Raw genomic sequence first — 18,758 nt, forward strand, 5'->3', positions numbered from 1 at the left:
GTATCTATCAAGATATTGACAAGTTCTAAAAGAAATTGCAAAAGCTCAATGATTTTACTATGCAAACCAATGGCTTATTTAACAATAGTCTCAATGAGATGGAGCTTGCCATGCAAGGTTTTATAGCATTGGATGAAACAATTGTCAATAGTAATGGAACTTACTCATTAGAAGATCAACGGAAAGACGGGATTGACGAGCTACTTTTACAACTCTTAAGAGATGGTGCTAGTCTTGGCGTTTACTTAATTTTTACTGCGAGCCGTTCTGGCAGTATTCGGATGAATATGATGAGTAATATCGCAACTAAAGTCGTTCTTTATTTAAATGATGAAAGTGAAATAGGTAACTTGTTAGGTAGAGATGCTTTAATGGCTCAAGCAATCAGCGGACGTGGGCAAGTCATGTTGGATACGCCAACGGCGATTCAATTTTACTTGCCAGCAGAGGGTGAAAATAGTGCAGAATTATTAGAAAATTTAGAAGCCAAAGTGGCTACGATGAATCATAACTGGGTGGGAATTCGTCCTGAAAGAATTCCAATGGTTCCTGAAAAATTATCACATGAACAATTCCAACAATTTGTGCCAGAAAAAGAATTGAATCAGTTATATTTGGGATTAAACAAATTAAGTGCTGAACCAGAAACGTTACCCTTATTCCAAAGAAAAACGCTAGGTATTTTTCCAGAATCTACTAAACAATCCCAACTAATCTTTCCATGGTTTATGCAGCAAATCAGTGAATTAACTGTCAATTATGAAGTTGTCTTGATTGATGTAGCGGGGAACTTAGAAGAATGGTCTGAAAAAGTATCCCTTTATATTCAACGAACACAAGTAGTACAACAGAACGTGGAGTTGAAAGAAGCGTTAGAAGCAATGTTAATTGATGAAACGACACAACGAATTGTGATTATTAATGGCTTGGCAGACTTGGTCGATAAATTATCATTGGATATTGATAGTCTGGCTTATATAACAAATAGTCCTATCGGCAAACTACAGTTAATTTTATTGGATACTTCAGCAAAGCTTACATCTACTTACAGTAGTTTTATTTCGACAATCAAAGAAAATACAGAACAAGTTCTTTTCGGAGGTACATTGCAAAATCAATCATTTGTTGAAAATGTTCCTTATGATCAGCAAAATCTTCCTGTCCCTAAAAATGTGTTACATCGCTTAAAAGAAGAAGTATTAGATAAAATTGTTGTGCCAATGGAGGTGAACAAATGAGTGAAGATTTAACTACCCCTTTTTTACCATTGGGGAGTGTGTTGAAGTTAAAAGATACAACCAATGATACATTATATTATTTCATTGTTGCTCGAGCGATTGCCAAAAATGGTAACGGAGAAATTGTTTCTCGTTATAAAGTTGCACCACATCCTTTTGGGGATATACCAACACAAGAAGTCTTTTCAATTGAAGTAGAGCAAATTATAGAGGTTTTGTTTGAAGGTTTTTCTGATAAAACGGATGAAGAGTTTTTGGAAAATTTACTTTCACAAATGAACGGGAGTGCAGAATCGTTTCCAAAGGATTCTGAACCGGAGGTTGAAAAAAGTAGTGAACTAGAAAAAACGGAAATGGAAACAAATGGAGACCCATTTTATTATTTTAGAAAAGGAGGAGAGGACTAGATGGGAAAGATTGCCTCAAATCAAGGAGCCGCACAAGCGGCGGTTTCTGGGATTAGTAATGTATCGGTGAGTGGAGGCGCTAAATGTCAATTAGGAAAGAGTAATCTTTCTGGTATGAAAAAAGGTGCGCAAGTCAGTAATCAGCTTGTAGCTAACGTATCAAAGATGGTGGAATGTGTAAATAATCAAGCAAGTAAGTTTCCTAAATTAGCCGCAGTCATCGCAGCACGTGATAGCAGGACAAGATTTAAATAAGAGGATTATAAAATGAAAAATAATGAGCAGTTACGAGCGGAATACAATCAAAAAATTATTGAAAAAGAGCAAGAAATATCTTCAATTTCTAGTGTAAAGAGACAAGTTCAAAACTTATTTGACACATTAGAAGGAGATTTAACGCGAAATATACGTAAGTTAGAAAATCTGAATCATGAATTAGCTAAGAATGGTAATCAAGAAGCAAGATGGCTACAAGAAGATTATCTTCAGAAGCAGCAAAAGCAAACCTCTACTTTTCAACAAGTTCATCAGGAATTTTATCAACAATGTGTCAGAAAAAATGAACAATTAAACGAAGAACGTCTTGAATATCAAAAAGAAAGGAATGAATTGCCATGGGATTAATCTATTCAAGTAGTGACAGCGATGCCATCAAAAGTTCATTAGCAACGAATCTCTCTATTGCTCGGACAGCAGTCAGTAATCTAAACTCTGGTAGTCAGCAATTAATCGCAGCAATCGATGGCCAGACATTAGCAGGAGCAGCGTATACCGCAGGGAAAGGGTTATTTTCAGAGTTAGTGATTCCAACAATCAAACGTGTTTCGAGTGCAGTAGATAATGTTCAAAGAGATTTGAATGCGTTTTCTTCAGCGGACAGTTTTATTGCCAGTGAAGGTTATTTGGAAGAAGACAACTTAAATGAACAATTAACATTATGTAAAAGTTCAAAGACAGCTTTGGAGAACGCTGAACGTACAGCCAACATGATTGCCAATGCATTGCCAGAGCCCTTACTATCAGAAATGATAAGAGGGATGCAGCGAGATTTCGCGAGGCGAGCGCAAGACTGTCAAAAGGATATTCAACGGATTGAAAAAAAGTTGAATAAGCTAAGAGAATTTAATGGCAAAATAAGTGGGCTGTTTCAAGAAAGTTTAGCTGAATTTAAACTGGCTATGCAAGGCATAATGGTGTTGAATGGAACAACAATTCATGCGGATGGTAGTTATACATTGCCAGAAGGAACGAGTAAAGAATGGTTTACAAAAATTCAAGGGATTGAAAGTTTAGAAGAAGCAAAGAAAAATCAACAAAATATGGCAAAAATGATTAATGACTTATTTAAGAAGAATCCAGCGGCAGCTATCGAAAAAGTCAAAAAAGATAAACGATTGTTTAACTATATTATTACTGCCTTGGATTCAGATAAAGTACCAGAGAAACTGAAAATGGCAGCATTAGAAATATTTATTTTTCAAGAAAATGTGAATGATTGGCCTAAAGAAAAAGCGCTGAAGGTTTTAAGAAGTTCGGAGCTGGCTATTTTAGCAGAAAAGTTGCCGCTAGATAAACAAGCTCAATTATATGGGGTATTAATTAAATTAAGTGAAAAGGGTTGGGAAGTTTTAGCACCAATGAGCCACTTGACGGGTGTTTTGTCAAAAAGCTCATTAGGTTCACGAATCATTGCAGGTTCCAAAGTAGGTTTAGCTGAGTTTAAAAAATTGAAAGCTGTTTCTGATTTTTTAAAAGCACATCCAGTTCTAAAAGAGGGAGTATCTGTGGGTGGAGATGTAGTATCTGTTGCTTCCTATGCGTATGAAGAATATACTGATCCTAAAAGTCCTGCGTATGGAGATGCAAGTAAAGCTATTTATGGAGGTTTAAATATTTTCTTTCTGAATGTTGGACCATTAGAAGGAGCTCAGTATGGCGGTCCTGCTGGAGCAATAGCAGGGATGCTAAATACTATTTTTCAGGGTATAGAACTTCAAACTCCTTTTAAATGGTTAGGTAAAGATGGAAAAATTGGTTGGGATGGAATTATGGGAATAGGCACGCAGGAAGATGCCGATAAGTGGCTTGAAGAACAATATGCTTTCTATGAAAGCCGCAAAAAAAAATTTGAATGAAGGAAATATAAGTGAAATAAAAGAGGATTGGCTTGGTAAACAAGATGGTCGTGTAAATATAGAAGATTTTAATAATGGACTTCCAAGGTGGTAAAATTATGAATGATATCAGTTTTGAAATAGTAAAAAATAAAATTCCAATCAAAAAAATTAAAGAAATTCTGGAAAAGAAAGAAAAATCTGGAGGATATGTAAGAGCTGTACTTATTAGTTGTTTTATAGCTATAGTTCTAAGTTTGCCTGCAACTAATTACTTTTGGATTTTTTCAGCTATATTATTTGGTGCGTTATGTATAATTTTTTACAGGTATACATTGTTATGTCCTCTTTTTAAAGTATTAGACTATAATAAACTACTTTTTTTCATATGGCAAACAGCAGCCATTTTTTTCTTGATTGTTTTTTTGGTCGTTAGAGGAGATAAATATAATCTAATACCACTTTTTTACATTATTTTTTCTTATACTATTTCTTTTTTTATTATGAAAATACAGATAAATAGCTATTTAGAAAGGGAATACCATGTGGGAAAAAAAGCGACGTCTAGAATAAACCATTTTTTCGATATGAAATTGACAAAAGGATTAGTTGTTTTTCTATCAACCATTATAGCAATTACAATGATTTATCGAGTGAATAAATCATGGATGAGAAATATTAAATTGACTACAGGTGATCCGAGCATTTTGGAATACACAATATGGTCGGTGGTGCTGTTAGGATTGCTAGCTGGTTTTACTTTATTGCCTAATTTGTTATTTTCGCCAGCAGATTATGTAAAAGGAAAATTAATGAAAAAATACTCTGAAGAATTCCGTCAAGAATATGGATTTAGTAAAGAGGAATGGTACGGAGAATAATAACGATTGGAAAATACCAGTAGTAATGACCTAGTTGACGAACATTTTGTCAACTAGGTCATTGGATTCTCGAGGCATCAAGGCAAATCCACTGTTGGGTGAAGTGTTATCAATAGGTGGTGATGGAATCTCTGTTATAGCTTATGCATATGAAGAGTATGTTAATCCTGAAAGTCCTGCGTATGGAGATGCAAGTAAAGCCATTTATGGAGGAATTAATTCATTTGCTTGGGATATGGGACCGTTAGAAGGAGCTCAATATGGAGAACCTGTTGGAGCTGTGTTTGGAATGCTTAATACACTAATAAAAGGAGTTGATTATACAACACCTGAAATCAAAGTTAATACTATTTTCGGTAAAGTATCTATTCATTCCAAAAATTACTATGTCGGATTTTCTGGAAATTCAAAGGAAAGAGAAAAGTGGAAAATAGAGTGGTTAAGAAAACAATATGAGAATTACGGCAAGCACGAAGCTATTCCAACAGACAAAGAGTATAAAACTGGTGTAAAACCTCAAAGTGGAACACCTAATTTTAATCCAAATGATTAAAACTAATAGAATGTAGAGGGATAATATGAATAAAATCTTAAATAAAATATCTTTTGATGATGCAAAGAATTTAATAGAAACTACTAGTACTCAATTATACAAAACGCAAAAATATAAAATACTTTGTTTAGGACTATTTAGTATTTTTTTATCTTTATTGACAGTAAATAACTCTGTATGGACTACTTTGATTTTAATAATAATAATTTGTGGTAGTTACAGTTTAAATAGTTTATGTCACGTTAAATATCAGTTCTTAATTCAAGCTAGTGATAGTTTTACAATATATTTGTTAGTACAAAGCTGGACATTAAGTATAATTCTAGGAATACAATCAGACGGAAAACCTCTGTTTGGCTCTTTTTATATACTTATTTCTGTATGTTATTTAATTATTGTAGGGATACTTAGTTTTTTGAGATGCAAAATCATGGTTTTGGAGTATCTAAGACAAAAAAATATTAATGTTGAAATTTCCAAAAAGACAATTTTTTTTAATAGTCTGATATTAAAATTATCTACATTGATGATTGTACTAATTGTGACAGGAATACAGTTTTATCGATTAAATAAATCTTGGTTGAGTCAAAGTACAAATGAAACTGGTTTATTGGTTATAGAAAATAAATGGCTATGAACAGCGATATTTTTAATAATAATTGCCATTATTTTTCTCATTGTTCTTGTTTTTTCTCTACTTCCAACTATGATATTTAATAAAAAAATATTTGTTGAAGGAATTGTTTTGAAAAAATTTTCCGAGGAATTCCGTCAAGAATATGGCTTTACAAAGCAAGAATGGTATGGTGAAGATAGTTAGAACAAAAGAGGTCAAGTTTGAACCTGACCTCGTTTATATAATATAAACAACTAAATGTGGTATTTCACAGATATCTTTTCAAAAATTTCGCTAGAATAAAGAATTACTGTAAGATCTAAAATAAGCCTCAAAGAGTTCAAAAAAATGCAAGCTATTTCTGATTTTTTAAAAGCACATCTCGTACTGAAAGAAGGACTATTATATATAGGAGATGGTTTAACCTTCCTTTCCTATGCCTATGAAGAATACACCAATCCCAAAAGTCCGGCCTACGGAGATGAAAGTAAGGCCATTTATGGAGGAATAAACTTATTCTTATGGAATGCCGGACCACTATAAGGAGCACAATATGGGGGACCTGTTGGAGCTTTGGCTGGGACACTCAATACAGTTTATTTCTATAGCAAATATAAAATAATTAATAACTTGCCTAAATTAGTACTTGGAGGGAGAGAAACTTTTGGTTGGAATTTTAATGCTGAAAAACGTAGCTGGTTAGATAAGCAATATGAAAGTTATGGTAATCCAACGGCTCGAACAACAGACAAAAATTACAGACATGATCTGCAACCAGGAAGTGGTAGTAAAAGTTTTAATCCAGATATAAACTATAATAATGATTGAAATTATAAAAATTATTGGAGAAATAAAATGAATGAATTTTTTGTTAAAAGATATGAAAATGAAATAAATAATATTAGTTACGAAAAAGCAAAACAAGGGATTAATGTAAAACAAGTATTTAGCAAAAGATTGATTGTTGTTAAATACTGTATTTTCATTATTGTTATATTGCTAGAGATAGCAATGTTTACAAGTTTTTTAAGTAAAGATTTATTTAATCCTGTGTTTGCGTTAATAGAAACTAGTATTGTGTTAATTACTATAATCTACTTTTTTAGATTAAATTTTAAAAGCTTCTCAAAAAGTTATTTAATTAGATATTATTCATGCTGTTCAATCGTTTTTAGTATTGCTTCTTTTATAGTATGTTGTAGCATTTGGTTGTTGTTATTAACTTATTCTGGAAAAATGACTAGTGAGTTTTATTTACAGATGTTAGTACAAACTGTATTTTATATAGCAGGGTGTTATTATATATTATTAATAATATATAACTATATGAAATATAGAATAAAACAAGAGCTTTCTTTGTTTGTAAAAGATATAAAGGTTCCTAAAGTGGGTAAAGTCATCGAAAAGACTACTTCGTATGGAATTATTGTAATAATAGGAGTTATGCAATTTTATAGAATGAATAAATTCTGGATAGAAAGTAATGAATCTAATGCAATCAATGCAATAATTGCATTAGGGCAATTAATCGTTGGGAGTCTATGTTTTTTGATATTAATTATTTTACCTATCCGAATGTTTTATCCAAATTTTATTTCGTCAATGTTGTTAAAAAAATATTCAGAGGAATTTCGCCTTGATTATGGATTTTCAAAAAAGGAATGGTACGAAGGATAAAAGGAAAGAGGGAATGAAAACGAATGAAATCTTAAAATAGCGTACCTGTTGGGGCTGTTGCTGGAACGATGAATTATTGGGCACAAGGAGGCGGAATGGCTAACTTATTTGCAAAATTACCTCATTGATGTAGGACTTTTCAGACAAATGGAAAGTGAGGTTATTTATAATTATCAAATAAAATTTAGTGATGGTGATAGACACACTTTTGATTTAAGAGGGAATTATCCAACGATAGCATTCAAAGAAAAAATTGAAGAATTCTGGTTTAAATACAATAGCTAAATTAATCTTCATTACCCCTCCTAGAAAACACAAAACCGTGGTACAATAACTTACGTAATAGACACACCTACTCCGAATGTCAAAAAAGGGCAGAAAAGTAGACAAGAAATTGTTTAAGGAGTAAAGTAAACTTACTTAAAATTTTGGGGGAAATAAAATGTATGATGTAATTATCATTGGTGCCGGTCCTGCTGGGATGACGGCAGCACTTTATGCATCACGGTCTAATCTTTCTGTATTGATGATTGAACGCGGTGCGCCTGGTGGGCAAATGAACAACACTGCTGAGGTAGAGAATTACCCAGGCTTTGATTCTATTATGGGTCCAGAATTGGCCTATAAAATGTATGAAAATGTAGAAAAATTTGGTACGGAAAATGCGTATGGCATTGTGATGGGTATTGAAGACCACGGATCCTATAAAGAAGTGATTTGTGATGACAAATCTTATGAAGCTAAAGCGGTAATTATTGCAACAGGCTGTGAACACCGAAAATTGGGTGTAAAAGGCGAAGAAGAATTTGCTGGCCGTGGTGTTTCTTATTGTGCCGTTTGTGACGGCGCCTTCTTTAAAAATAAACGCTTAGTAGTTGTTGGTGGCGGCGATTCTGCAGTTGAAGAAGCAATCTATTTAACACAATTTGCTTCTGAAGTAGTGATTGTTCACCGTCGTGATGAATTGCGTGCGCAAAAAATCATTCAAGATCGTGCCTTTGCAAATGAAAAGATTTCCTTTGTTTGGGATACAGTTGTCGAAGAAATTGTTGGCAATGAAATGGTCGTGACAGGTGTGAAAGCACGGAATGTCAAAACAGATGAAGTTTCTGAAATTGAAGCAAACGGCGTGTTCATTTACGTGGGGCTAGATCCATTAACAGAACCATTTAAAAAAGCTGGTATTACGAATGAAGCTGGTTGGATTGAAACAGACCAAGGAATGAGAACAAAAATTCCTGGTGTTTATGCCATTGGTGATGTCCGTGAAAAAACATTGCGTCAAATCACGACAGCGGTCGGTGAAGGCGGTATTGCTGGACAACAAGTATTTAACTATATTGAAGAATTAAAATAAAAAAATGCTTTTGCCTTTAATAATAAGGGCAAAAGCATTTTTTTAATAGGTTCCTTTAATGACAAAATAAGAGCCACGAATGGTTCCAGCTAATTTTGATTTTTGACGAGCAAATTTGAATTTTCCTTCAAATTCTGCAGGGATTGCCATACCATCTGAAAGTTTAAACCCAACGGCGCGTTTGCCTTCCTCAGCTAATGTGTACATCACGTTAACTGCTAAGCCGTTTTCATAAAATACATAGGCCATTTTTATGCCATCTAAAGTGAAAGAAGAAATTTCAAGTGGCTTGTAAGGGAAATGTAACGCTCGTTCCAATAAAATTTTTTCAATCCAGGCCAATGTTTCTGGAGCTTCAGAAGCAGAGACGGTCGTAAAGCGATGTTTGTATTTATTCCAAAAATAGCGAGCTTCATTCGCTCTTAGTCCAGCAAGGGCAGGTGCCACTGGTGAACTTTCTAAACCAATAGTGGCTACTTCTTTAAAATCAACTGTATAAACCATGAATTGATACTCCCATCTTTTCTTTTAAACTAAGTATAACGGTAGCAGGGGTAACGAACAATTATTATTACTTAAAAGAATGAAATTGGGACAGAACGATCGGCTTCGGAAAATGTTAAGGTTTCCGAATGCGTAGGTTCTGTCCCAAAGAGTATTTTAAGATTTGGTTATTTCGTGATAAGTTATACGCTTGTGCTTATTTATTGGCATCTAAGGTAATTTTTTCATCTGCCGTAGTTGTTTTAACATCTACTGTATAAACAAGTTTATTGTTATTTTTGGTTAACTTCCAAGTCAAAATACGTGGAGAAAGTCCTCCAACTTCTTTTTTTGCTTTGGCTAAAACGTCGTTAACAGCGCCTAATTCTTTGACTTCAGCAGCTGAAAAGGCTGTCTCGTTTTCGCCAAATTGATTTGCTTCAGTATTTTTGGTGACTTTTCCTGTTTCAGGATTCACGTAAAGTGTTTCTGTATCGTTGGTAAAGATATAGCTGTAGTCACTTTCTGGTTTTGTATCAAATTGGACATTTACTAATGGTTTGCTGTTGCCAGCTTCTTTTTCGTAGATTTCAGCAGCTTGCTGCAAACTAACTTTGTACTTAGTATCTGTGACAGCATCTTTTCCTATGCCACAACTAGCTAAAATAAAAATAGCTCCTAAAAGTGAAAAAAATAGTAAAAATGGTTTTTTTAACATGAAATTACCTCGTTTCCTTTTATTAAGTATTCACAATCATTTAGTATACGGAGGTTTTATAAAAATTACAAACAAAAAATAATCCTTTAAGAGAAATTAAAGGATTATTTTTTGTTATTTATTCTGCACGTAAAGCAACTGCCGCATCTTTTTTCGCTGCCATTCGGGCAGGAATATGGCCACCAATCATGGTTAAGATTGTGCTAATTACAATCAAAATAATCCCGTGAATTGGATTTAAGGTGGCAACATTTTCTAAATCAGTCAGGTTATAGAGCACTGCATTGATCGGAAATGTTGCGAGAAAGGCAATCACAACACCAAGAATACCAGAGGCAACGCCTAAAATAGCAGTTTCGGCATCAAACACCCGGGTAATATCTTTTTTACGAGCTCCTAACGCTTTCAGGATACCGATTTCTTTGGTCCGCTCAATGACAGAAGTATAGGTGATAATCCCAATCATAATCATACTTGTAACAAGGGAAATCCCAGCAAATGCAATCAGCACATAGGTGATGGCATCCATTAAACCACCTGTTAAGCGGGTCATTGTTCCAGCTAAATCAGAATAGATGATTTGGTCTTTTTTATCTTTTCCTTTGTTATAAGCATCTAAATAATCAAGAATTTTATCTTTTGATTTGAAATCGTTTGGATAAATCATAATACTTGAAGGGATTTCATTCGCTCCTAAATAAGACAACAGGTTTTCTTTCGCGGAAGCATCTAATGTTTCGTTAGTCATAACGTTAGTGTTGCTGGCTTCTTGCGCTTTAACAATATCAGAGGTTTTATTTTTGGCAATCATATTAGTTGAAAGTTCATCGCTATAAGCGATTCCAGGTGCTAATAGATTCATTGTTGAAGAATCTTTAATTCGCAAAATCCCTGAAATTGTTAATTCAGTATTTTCTGGGTTATCGTAAACAGCTTGCAAATCTTGGTTAGGAATGAAGTTGCCTGTCGGTAATTTGGTGTAAAATGCATTATTATTGGCTAACTTCATTTTTGTGCCGACAATGTCTGAAAAGGCAATCTTTTGATTATCTTTCACGTCAAAGCCAAGATTTTTTAAAGCATTAATATTGGTGGTATTGTTACTATCGACGATTAAAACGACATCGGTTTCTTTTTCTGGATAATTTCCTTCAAGCAACGAGTAATTGTCTTTTAAGAAATTGTTTTTTCCATTTTCTAGTTGTTTAGGAAAAGCAGAAACGCCGACGCCAGTTTGGGCAGCCATCATAGAAGCCATCGCGTTTGATTGGCCGTCGGGTGCATCGTTTGAAAATTTGACAGCTTGTGCTTTCCCGTTGATTTCTCTTAATAAGTTCATATTGACTAGACGAGTATAGCCGATATTATTACTTAATTCAGGATCAATGTGATTGACATAGTCAATAAACTTTTGATCAATTAAATTCGTGTGTTGCGCACGGTCCGCATCGCTAATTTTAGCAGTCACTTCTTTTTCTTTCGGGAAGGTGCCTTTTTTGTCCTGATTATTGAAACTTTCTGGATCTTGATCTGTCGCTATTTTAGAAATGGTAATCGGAAATTGCGCTAACGTTTCCGACTGAGTTTTATCAATTTGTTTCTGGAATCCTGTTGAAAGAGAAAGGACAATCGCGATACTGATAATTCCGATACTTGAAGCAAAGGCGGTTAAAAAAGTTCGCCCTTTTTTAGTGCGGATATTATTAAAAGACAAACGCAACGCAGTCGTGAATTTCATTTTGGTGCGTTTCAATTCGAAAGGTTCTTTTTTTTCATGTTCAATATGAGGACGCGAGTCATGACGAATTTGGCCATCTGAAAATTCAATAATTCGATCAGCGTATTCGTGAGCTAATTCAGGATTGTGGGTCACCATAATAACTAATTTTTCTTTCGAAAGTTCTTGGATAAGTGCCATAATTTGCAGACTGGTTTCTGAATCCAATGCACCAGTTGGTTCATCGCAAAGTAAAATATCGGGATCATTAGCTAAAGCGCGAGCAATGGCAACCCGTTGCATTTGACCGCCAGATAATTGGGAAGGTTTTTTATGGATATGGTCCTTCAAACCGACACGGATGAGTGCATCTTCGGCTTTTTGGCGTCTTTCTGCTTTTGAAATACCACTCAGTGTCATACCAAGCTCGACATTATCCAAAATCCCTTGATGACTAATTAAGTTGTAACTTTGAAAAATAAAACCAATTGAGTTATTCCGATAAGCATCCCAGTCGGCTTCTTTAAAATTTTTTGTTGATTTGCCGTTAATGATTAAGTCACCAGAATCGTAATTGTCCAATCCGCCAATCACATTCAACATCGTCGTTTTACCAGAGCCGCTGGGACCCAGAATGGCTACAAATTCTTGTTTTCGAAAAGCGACAGAGACGCCATCTAAAGCTTTAGTGGTCGTTCCGCCGACAGTATAATATTTTTTTATCTCTTTGAGTTCTAGCATATTTTTCGCATCCTTCTTCCAATTTATCAACAATACAACCTTAAGTTAGTGTATAACGTAACATAATAGTTAACAAAAATCAATCATTACCATTTGATAATCAAGTGAATTTAGTATACACTAGGTGGGAAACGAGGGAGAACATATGGATAAAGAGAAGCATTCATCAAATTTAGATATTAGTGTCTTTACTGAAATTTTTTCATATATGAGCCAATTGCTTTTTAAAGACCTAGACTTGGAGGATCTAAAATTAACCAAGTTAGACATGTTAATTTTATTAATTGTGGCAACAAATGAAGGAATTAGTATGACGGAGTTAGCCAACCAAGTAGGAACGTCGAAAGTTCAAGTGAGTCGCTCTATTGCGGGGTTAGAAGAACGAGCGATTGTTCAACGTCGCCATAATCAAGAAAATCGCCGCGTGGTTAATGTTTATACGACAAAAGAAGGCGAGAAGCTCTTTAAGCAAAAAGAAAATCAAGTAAAACAGCAACTATCTGAAACGCTTAGTGTTCTTTCCTTAGAGGATTATCAAGAGGTCAATCAACACTTTTTGGCGGTCATGAAAATTTTGTCCAATTATCAAGCGCTACGAAGAAAAACGTGTAAGGAAAACAACGCCAAAAAATAAAAAACATCGTTTGGCTATAAACCAAACGATGTTTTTTCTAGCCTTTGACAGAGCCAGAAGTCACGCCTTCTACATAGAAACGTTGCATTAATATAAATAAAATAGTAATTGGAATGGCAATCAGCACACATCCTGCTGTAAAAGCCATGAATAGTGAATTGGCTGTTGATTTGGTCATCATCGAAAAGAGACCAATCGCAACGGTGTAATTTTCAACTTTATCACCCATAATAACTTTTGCGAAAATAAAATCCATCCAAGGGCCCATGAAGGCGGTTAAAGAAGTATAGACAATAATTGGTTTCGACAATGGCAACGTAATTTTTGTGAAAATTTGCCACTTGTTGGCACCGTCAATCATAGCCGATTCGTCTAAAGCCATCGGAATGGTATCGAAGAAACCTTTGGCGATGTAAAAACCTAGCGCCGAGCCTGCAGAGTAAACCAGAATTAAAGCGAATAAACTTTCAGTTAAATTTAAGGCTTTTAAAATATAGTAAACGGCAATCATGCTCATAAAACCAGGGAACATATTTAAAACGAGCGCCACTTTTAAAAATGGTTTTCTTAAGCGGAAACGCAACCGTGACAGCGCATAAGCCATTGCGATTGTAATAAAAGTTGATAACAGACAGCTTGCGATGGAGACGAACAAGGTGTTCAAAAACCAACGGACAAAGGGGAAGTTGCCAGTCTGATTTGTTAATAATACTTTATAATTTTCTAAAGTGAATGTTTTGGGAATGATATAGGGAACAAATGCACCGCCTTCGCCACGAAAACTTGTTAAGATAATCCACACAATGGGGAACATCCAAAAAACTGCTAAAATGGTTAGAATGATGTAAACGCTGGTAAGTGCAGTGCGTTGTTTTTTCTGGTAACTTTTTGCTTTAGCCATAAGTTACGCCTCCTTAAATGAATTCGTCCGTGTATAGGCAATTAAACTGAAGACTGCGGAGAGAATGAAGATTAAAATACCAATCACAGAGGCTAAATTGTAATCCATTGTATCGACAGTCAATTTGTATAGCCAGGTAACTAAAAGGTCAGTTGAGCCTGCACCGTAGAAGTTAGAATTGGCTGGCCCACCGCCTGTTAATAGATAAATGACATTGAAGTTATTGATGTTGCCAATAAACTGTTGAATCAGCGCCGGGGTCATCACAAATAGAATTTGTGGAAATGTAATACTTTTAAAAATTTGCCATTTATTGGCACCGTCAATTCTAGCTGCTTCGATTTGATCTTCAGGAAGATTTTGGATAATCCCTGTAGAGATTAACATCGTAGCAGGAATACCAATCCACATATTGACAACAATAATGGTTAATTTTGCCCAATTCGGATCTGTTAAGAAGGGGATAGAAGAATCGATTAAGCCCCAGTTTAACAACAGAGCATTGATAGGTCCGGAACCATTTAAGAGGTTTCGCATAATTAAAAGTGAAACAAACGGAGGTACGGCCATCGTGATAACAAAAATAGTCCGCCAAAACGCTTTATATTTTAAGCCTTTTGTATTGATAAGCAAGGCTAAAATGATTCCAAAAAAGAAACAAGTTGCGGTTGCGAAAACAGCCCAAATCAAGGTCCAGCCAAGTACTGGAAAGAACGTTGAAGCCATATCGCCTGTGATTACATTACCTAGATTTGCCAATCCAACCCAAGTAAAAAGGTTTTTCGGTGGTAAATGGTTATGGTCGTAGTTGGTAAAAGCAATTGAAATCATATATAACAACGGCAAGATGGTAAAGAAAAGAACGCCTAGTAAGGGGATCGTCATTAAAGTTGCATGGAAACGTTCGTTTAACAAGCTGCGTAAATCATCCATAGTTGTTGGAATTTTTTTGCCGGCTGTCTTTAATTCATATAGGTGACGGGCGCTTTTTAAATTGATTACATATAAAATGATTAGCGATAAACAGACTAAAATTGCTGCAATTCCGAATAATAATAAGAGCATTGAATTATCGCCTTCTTTTAGAACTTCAATCCCTAAAGAATCATCATATACTAATCCTTGCTGTTGGGTCCCTAGTGTTCCTAGCATCATTAATGCATGGAAACCATTACGGATTAACCAATAGATAAAGCCAATTTCAGCTGTTAAAAAGATGATTCCCTTTAACCACTGCTTGTTGGCGAAGTTTGCAGCACCCATAACTAAAAAAGATAGTTTTGTAGCGAAGTCGCCTTTTTTAAAGACCTCTCGAAATGACGTCTGGGCTTTCTTTTTCTTGAACATCTTCGTTCACTCACTTTCTACTTAAATAAAAAAGATAGAGGAAATGGGACAGCAGATTGAAGCTCGTCCCATTTCTTTACTCTTTTTATTCTTTTGCTTCTTTTGATGTGTCTTGGACTAATTTATCTAATTTTGCTTGATAATCCGCAGGTTTGATATTGCCTTTGTACGTATCATTGATCACTGCATCCATCGCAGGCCAGAATGAAACGATTTCTGGGATTTTTGGCATTACCACAGAGTGGGTTGGTTGCGCCATTTCTAAGATAGCTTTTGCAACAGTATCTTGTGTAACTTCTTCGTTTGTTTGTAATTTTTTGTTTGAAGGGACAAAACCGATTTCTTTGAAGTAAGTCATTTGTGATTTTTCACTGGTTAAATAGTTTGCTAATGTCATTGCGGCCAATGGTGCTTGTGTTTGTTGGTTGACAGCAAAACTACGAACGCCCAAGAAAGCTTTCATTTGTTTTTCTCCATTGCCAAAATCAATGGTTGGATAGGCAGCAGCCCCCATTTTGTCGCCAAGAGCTTTTTCTACATCGTTTTTAGACCAAGGACCAGAAAGGAAGGCATCCGTTTTGCCAGAACCTAGATTAGACAATGCTTCTGTATTTGATTGGATCACACCAGGATTATTTTTTTGATCGGCAATCCATTGTAATACTTCTATACCTTGTTGGTTGTTAAAGTTGGTACCTTTTGGATCTTCGCCATTTTCACCATATAAGTAATCGCCGTTACTCATAAATAGAGGACCGAAGATATAATTTGCGCCATCTTCGCCAAAATTGGTACCGATTTTGCCTTTTTCAGTTAAAGACTTCCAAGTTTTGATTTCCTCTGGAGAATACGTATCTTTGTTATAATAAAGAACTTGTGACTCTACGGCATAAGGGTAGGCATAGACTTTGTCTTTCCAAGTGACTCCTGCGACTGCCGAATCGATATTGTTTTCTTTGACTTCTTTTTCATATTTTGTGTTAGGGTAAATCAGACCAGCTTCTGCCATTTGACCAATTTGATCATGTGGCATCATGAAAACATCTGCGGCAGCTTTAGGATCTTTTGCAATGTCTTTTTTAGCATCTGCCGAATTTCCAGCAGTTAAGTTAACTTTAATATCGGGGTTTTCTTTTTCGAAATCGGCGACAACTTTTTTAAAGACGCCCATATATTCAGTATCAACCCATAATTTTACGTCACCAGCTGCTTTATTTGCTGAACCGCTTTCATTTTCAGCTTTCGTTTTTTCTGCGCCACCACAGGCAGTAAGTAAAACCGCGGAAGCACTTAAAAGGATACCGCCCATTAAAATCTTTTTCCAATTCGCTTTCATTTTTGAACCCTCCAAAAATTATTTTTTACAAGTCTTATTATGCAACCGATTGCGGAAATAATCAAGTGTTTTTCATCGAGAAAGTTAAAAAAGTTTTTTTGTTATAAATAACATACTGTTTATTTAAAGTGGTGTATACCACTAATTAAGCATTTTAAATAAAAAAATAAAAAAGGCTATACAAATGCAATCGTTTGCGCTAAAATGTGTTCGAGTATTAGAAAATACACGAAAAGCGACAATTAAAGGAGAGAATTAAATGAACACTGCTGCAATCTACCATCGTCCAGAAAGTGAATTTGCTTATCTTTATACAGAAGAAACAATGCATATTCGTTTGCGTACGGCAAAAGGCGACATTGCCTCTGTCCAATTAGTGCAAGGAGATCCTTATCTTTTAGGGAAAGAAAAGTGGTACCAACAGTCGTTAACCATGGAGAAGTTAGTATCTACGGAGTTATATGATTACTGGTTTATTGCATTAAGTGCAAAATTTAAACGCCTTTCATATGCTTTTACTTTAGTAGGGACGGATGGCTTGACGGCGTTTTATGGCGAACACGGCATTTATCCTTTAGAAGAAAAGTATTTAGAGATGGCGAATAATTATTTTCGGATGCCGTATTTTCATGAAATCGATCGTTTTAAAGCACCTGAATGGGTAAAAGAAACGGTTTGGTATCAAATATTTCCAGAGCGTTTTGCAAATGGTGATCCCGCCAATGATCCTGAAGGGACGTTGCCGTGGGGATCTAAAAGACCAGATCGACAAGATTTTTTTGGTGGGGATTTGCAAGGGGTGCTAGATCATCTTGATTACATTGAAGATTTAGGTGTTAACGGCTTATATTTTTGCCCAATTTTTGAAGCGTTTTCTAATCACAAATATGATACGATTGATTATTTAAAAATTGACCCAGCTTTTGGTGATGGCGCTACCTTTAAGCGTTTAGTCGAAGAGTGTCATCGACGGGGCATTAAGATTATGTTGGACGCCGTTTTTAATCATATGGGGGACACTTCGCCTCAATGGCAAGATGTGTTAAAAAATGGCCAGGACTCAATTTATGCCGATTGGTTCCACGTAAATGAGTTTCCAGCTAGCTATGAAGAAAGTGCTGATTTTGAAGAAGCAAGCAACATTACTTATGATACTTTTGCATTCACTCCGCATATGCCTAAATTAAATACAGCAAATCCAGAGGTGCAAGCCTATCTTTTAGAAATTGCTCGTTATTGGATTGAGGAATATGATATTGATGCCTGGCGTTTAGATGTGGCAAACGAAGTGGATCATGCGTTCTGGAAAAAATTCCGGCAAACATGTGATGACGCAAAAGAAGATTTTTATATTTTAGGAGAAATTTGGCACTCGTCGCAAAGCTGGCTCCAAGGAGACGAATTTCATGCAGTGATGAATTATGCATACACAGATGCGATTATGGGCTACTTTGTCAAGCAAGAACTGTCCTTGGAAAAGATGCTTTCTGAAATGAACAACCAGTTAATGCTCTATCGACAACAAACGAATCAAATGCAGTTTAATGTTTTAGATTCCCACGATACACCACGCTTATTGCATGAAACGAAAGAGGATAAAGAGTTGATGCGCCAAGTATTAGCGTTTACGTATATTCAACCAGGTGTCCCTTGTCTTTACTATGGTGATGAAATTGGTATGACAGGTGATATGGATCCTGATTGTCGTCGTTGTATGGTTTGGGAGGAAAATCAGCAAGATTTGGATTTGAAGGAATTTGTAAAATCATTGATTGCCCTTCGCAAAAAGTATGCGGCTGTTTTTTCTGGTGGAACAATCGATTGGACAGGAACTTCTTTTGAAACGGGGTTGATTAGACTCGCTTGTCGTTTGGAGGAACAGACGATCTATGGGATTTTTAATACTGGCCAAGAGACACAATTTGTCGATAGAACTGATCGAGAAGTTTTGCTAAGTTCTTCTATCGAAATTGCTTCAGAACAGATAATGGTTTTACCAAAAGGTTTTCTTTTATATGAAGCATAATAATTAAGCAAA

At 35.4% G+C, this 18,758-nt stretch carries 20 protein-coding genes; 14 read left to right on the forward strand and 6 right to left on the reverse strand.

The genetic code is table 11. The features are described from left to right. Positions 1-110: 110 nt before the first annotated feature. From IGL90_RS05600 to trxB, 12 genes are all read left to right on the forward strand, one after another. Entirely contained in the window at positions 111-1,238 is a 1,128-nt protein-coding gene (locus IGL90_RS05600; protein WP_048737011.1) for a hypothetical protein, read from the forward strand. Continuing rightward, positions 1,235-1,645: a DUF4176 domain-containing protein gene (locus IGL90_RS05605; RefSeq protein WP_016617253.1), complete on the forward strand. Its 411-nt coding sequence runs from the start codon at positions 1,235-1,237 to the stop codon at positions 1,643-1,645. Before IGL90_RS05600 ends, IGL90_RS05605 begins: the two co-directional genes overlap by 4 nt. Then, a complete protein-coding gene (locus IGL90_RS05610; protein WP_002394400.1) occupies positions 1,646-1,900 on the forward strand; it encodes a hypothetical protein in 255 nt (84 codons plus the stop codon). A 12-nt stretch (positions 1,901-1,912) separates the two neighbouring features. Beyond that, entirely contained in the window at positions 1,913-2,269 is a 357-nt protein-coding gene (locus IGL90_RS05615) for a hypothetical protein (RefSeq protein ID WP_002394401.1), read from the forward strand. Continuing rightward, a complete protein-coding gene (locus IGL90_RS05620; protein ID WP_239660070.1) occupies positions 2,260-3,780 on the forward strand; it encodes an LXG domain-containing protein in 1,521 nt (506 codons plus the stop codon). Before IGL90_RS05615 ends, IGL90_RS05620 begins: the two co-directional genes overlap by 10 nt. Positions 3,781-3,878: 98 nt before the next feature. Then, positions 3,879-4,640, forward strand: coding sequence for a hypothetical protein (locus IGL90_RS05625; RefSeq protein ID WP_225620857.1), 762 nt, complete (start codon positions 3,879-3,881; stop codon positions 4,638-4,640). 103 nt (positions 4,641-4,743) lie between these two features. After that, positions 4,744-5,193, forward strand: coding sequence for a hypothetical protein (locus IGL90_RS05630; RefSeq protein ID WP_231434690.1), 450 nt, complete (start codon positions 4,744-4,746; stop codon positions 5,191-5,193). A gap of 25 nt (positions 5,194-5,218) precedes the next feature. Then, a complete protein-coding gene (locus IGL90_RS05635; RefSeq protein WP_239660069.1) occupies positions 5,219-5,830 on the forward strand; it encodes a hypothetical protein in 612 nt (203 codons plus the stop codon). A gap of 327 nt (positions 5,831-6,157) precedes the next feature. Beyond that, positions 6,158-6,352 (forward strand): hypothetical protein, encoded by a 195-nt coding sequence (locus IGL90_RS05640; protein ID WP_239660068.1) that lies wholly within the window; start codon positions 6,158-6,160, stop codon positions 6,350-6,352. A gap of 30 nt (positions 6,353-6,382) precedes the next feature. Beyond that, on the forward strand, positions 6,383-6,637 hold the full coding sequence (locus IGL90_RS05645) for a hypothetical protein (RefSeq protein WP_239660067.1): 255 nt from the start codon (positions 6,383-6,385) through the stop codon (positions 6,635-6,637). Between the two features lie 27 nt (positions 6,638-6,664). Continuing rightward, positions 6,665-7,486: a hypothetical protein gene (locus tag IGL90_RS05650; RefSeq protein ID WP_048737008.1), complete on the forward strand. Its 822-nt coding sequence runs from the start codon at positions 6,665-6,667 to the stop codon at positions 7,484-7,486. A gap of 442 nt (positions 7,487-7,928) precedes the next feature. After that, complete coding sequence (gene trxB, locus IGL90_RS05655; RefSeq protein WP_048737006.1) at positions 7,929-8,843, forward strand: thioredoxin-disulfide reductase; 915 nt, start codon at positions 7,929-7,931, stop codon at positions 8,841-8,843. 42 nt (positions 8,844-8,885) lie between these two features. Here trxB and IGL90_RS05660 read toward each other — a convergent pair whose 3' ends face one another. The 3 genes from IGL90_RS05660 to IGL90_RS05670 form a co-directional block, all read right to left on the reverse strand. Then, entirely contained in the window at positions 8,886-9,347 is a 462-nt protein-coding gene (locus IGL90_RS05660) for a hypothetical protein (RefSeq protein WP_048737004.1), read from the reverse strand. Positions 9,348-9,543: 196 nt separating this feature from the next. Then, complete coding sequence (camE, locus tag IGL90_RS05665; RefSeq protein ID WP_065420462.1) at positions 9,544-10,044, reverse strand: plasmid sex pheromone cAM373 precursor; 501 nt, start codon at positions 10,042-10,044, stop codon at positions 9,544-9,546. A gap of 118 nt (positions 10,045-10,162) precedes the next feature. Beyond that, a complete protein-coding gene (locus IGL90_RS05670; RefSeq protein ID WP_048737000.1) occupies positions 10,163-12,502 on the reverse strand; it encodes an ATP-binding cassette domain-containing protein in 2,340 nt (779 codons plus the stop codon). Between the two features lie 124 nt (positions 12,503-12,626). On the opposite strand from IGL90_RS05670, the gene IGL90_RS05675 reads away from it, so the two are divergent. Then, positions 12,627-13,136: a MarR family winged helix-turn-helix transcriptional regulator gene (locus IGL90_RS05675; RefSeq protein WP_002365578.1), complete on the forward strand. Its 510-nt coding sequence runs from the start codon at positions 12,627-12,629 to the stop codon at positions 13,134-13,136. Between the two features lie 37 nt (positions 13,137-13,173). Here IGL90_RS05675 and IGL90_RS05680 read toward each other — a convergent pair whose 3' ends face one another. From IGL90_RS05680 to IGL90_RS05690, 3 genes are all read right to left on the reverse strand, one after another. Then, a complete protein-coding gene (locus IGL90_RS05680; protein WP_002360454.1) occupies positions 13,174-14,037 on the reverse strand; it encodes a sugar ABC transporter permease in 864 nt (287 codons plus the stop codon). A gap of 3 nt (positions 14,038-14,040) precedes the next feature. Then, entirely contained in the window at positions 14,041-15,384 is a 1,344-nt protein-coding gene (locus IGL90_RS05685; protein WP_002357775.1) for a carbohydrate ABC transporter permease, read from the reverse strand. Between the two features lie 85 nt (positions 15,385-15,469). Next, positions 15,470-16,720: an extracellular solute-binding protein gene (locus IGL90_RS05690; protein ID WP_048736998.1), complete on the reverse strand. Its 1,251-nt coding sequence runs from the start codon at positions 16,718-16,720 to the stop codon at positions 15,470-15,472. 259 nt (positions 16,721-16,979) lie between these two features. Here IGL90_RS05690 and IGL90_RS05695 point away from each other — a divergent pair, with 259 nt between their 5' ends. Continuing rightward, complete coding sequence (locus tag IGL90_RS05695; protein ID WP_048736997.1) at positions 16,980-18,746, forward strand: glycoside hydrolase family 13 protein; 1,767 nt, start codon at positions 16,980-16,982, stop codon at positions 18,744-18,746. Positions 18,747-18,758 lie beyond the last annotated feature (12 nt).

The organism is Enterococcus sp. DIV1307a (assembly GCF_050537425.1).
Lineage (GTDB): Bacteria > Bacillota > Bacilli > Lactobacillales > Enterococcaceae > Enterococcus > Enterococcus faecalis.

What these genes read in the sequence shown, in the direction of transcription:
- IGL90_RS05620 (WP_239660070.1), top strand. Translation starts at nt 2,260, where the DNA reads ATGGGATTAATCTATTCAAGTAGTGACAGCGATGCCATCAAAAGTTCA.
- IGL90_RS05640 (WP_239660068.1), top strand. Translation starts at nt 6,158, where the DNA reads ATGCAAGCTATTTCTGATTTTTTAAAAGCACATCTCGTACTGAAAGAA.
- IGL90_RS05660 (WP_048737004.1), bottom strand. Translation starts at nt 9,347, where the DNA reads ATGGTTTATACAGTTGATTTTAAAGAAGTAGCCACTATTGGTTTAGAA.
- IGL90_RS05695 (WP_048736997.1), top strand. Translation starts at nt 16,980, where the DNA reads ATGAACACTGCTGCAATCTACCATCGTCCAGAAAGTGAATTTGCTTAT.
- IGL90_RS05670 (WP_048737000.1), bottom strand. Translation starts at nt 12,502, where the DNA reads ATGCTAGAACTCAAAGAGATAAAAAAATATTATACTGTCGGCGGAACG.
- IGL90_RS05625 (WP_225620857.1), top strand. Translation starts at nt 3,879, where the DNA reads ATGAATGATATCAGTTTTGAAATAGTAAAAAATAAAATTCCAATCAAA.
- IGL90_RS05600 (WP_048737011.1), top strand. Translation starts at nt 111, where the DNA reads ATGCAAGGTTTTATAGCATTGGATGAAACAATTGTCAATAGTAATGGA.
- IGL90_RS05650 (WP_048737008.1), top strand. Translation starts at nt 6,665, where the DNA reads ATGAATGAATTTTTTGTTAAAAGATATGAAAATGAAATAAATAATATT.
- trxB (WP_048737006.1), top strand. Translation starts at nt 7,929, where the DNA reads ATGTATGATGTAATTATCATTGGTGCCGGTCCTGCTGGGATGACGGCA.
- IGL90_RS05615 (WP_002394401.1), top strand. Translation starts at nt 1,913, where the DNA reads ATGAAAAATAATGAGCAGTTACGAGCGGAATACAATCAAAAAATTATT.
- camE (WP_065420462.1), bottom strand. Translation starts at nt 10,044, where the DNA reads ATGTTAAAAAAACCATTTTTACTATTTTTTTCACTTTTAGGAGCTATT.
- IGL90_RS05690 (WP_048736998.1), bottom strand. Translation starts at nt 16,720, where the DNA reads ATGAAAGCGAATTGGAAAAAGATTTTAATGGGCGGTATCCTTTTAAGT.
- IGL90_RS05605 (WP_016617253.1), top strand. Translation starts at nt 1,235, where the DNA reads ATGAGTGAAGATTTAACTACCCCTTTTTTACCATTGGGGAGTGTGTTG.
- IGL90_RS05680 (WP_002360454.1), bottom strand. Translation starts at nt 14,037, where the DNA reads ATGGCTAAAGCAAAAAGTTACCAGAAAAAACAACGCACTGCACTTACC.
- IGL90_RS05610 (WP_002394400.1), top strand. Translation starts at nt 1,646, where the DNA reads ATGGGAAAGATTGCCTCAAATCAAGGAGCCGCACAAGCGGCGGTTTCT.
- IGL90_RS05635 (WP_239660069.1), top strand. Translation starts at nt 5,219, where the DNA reads ATGAATAAAATCTTAAATAAAATATCTTTTGATGATGCAAAGAATTTA.
- IGL90_RS05685 (WP_002357775.1), bottom strand. Translation starts at nt 15,384, where the DNA reads ATGTTCAAGAAAAAGAAAGCCCAGACGTCATTTCGAGAGGTCTTTAAA.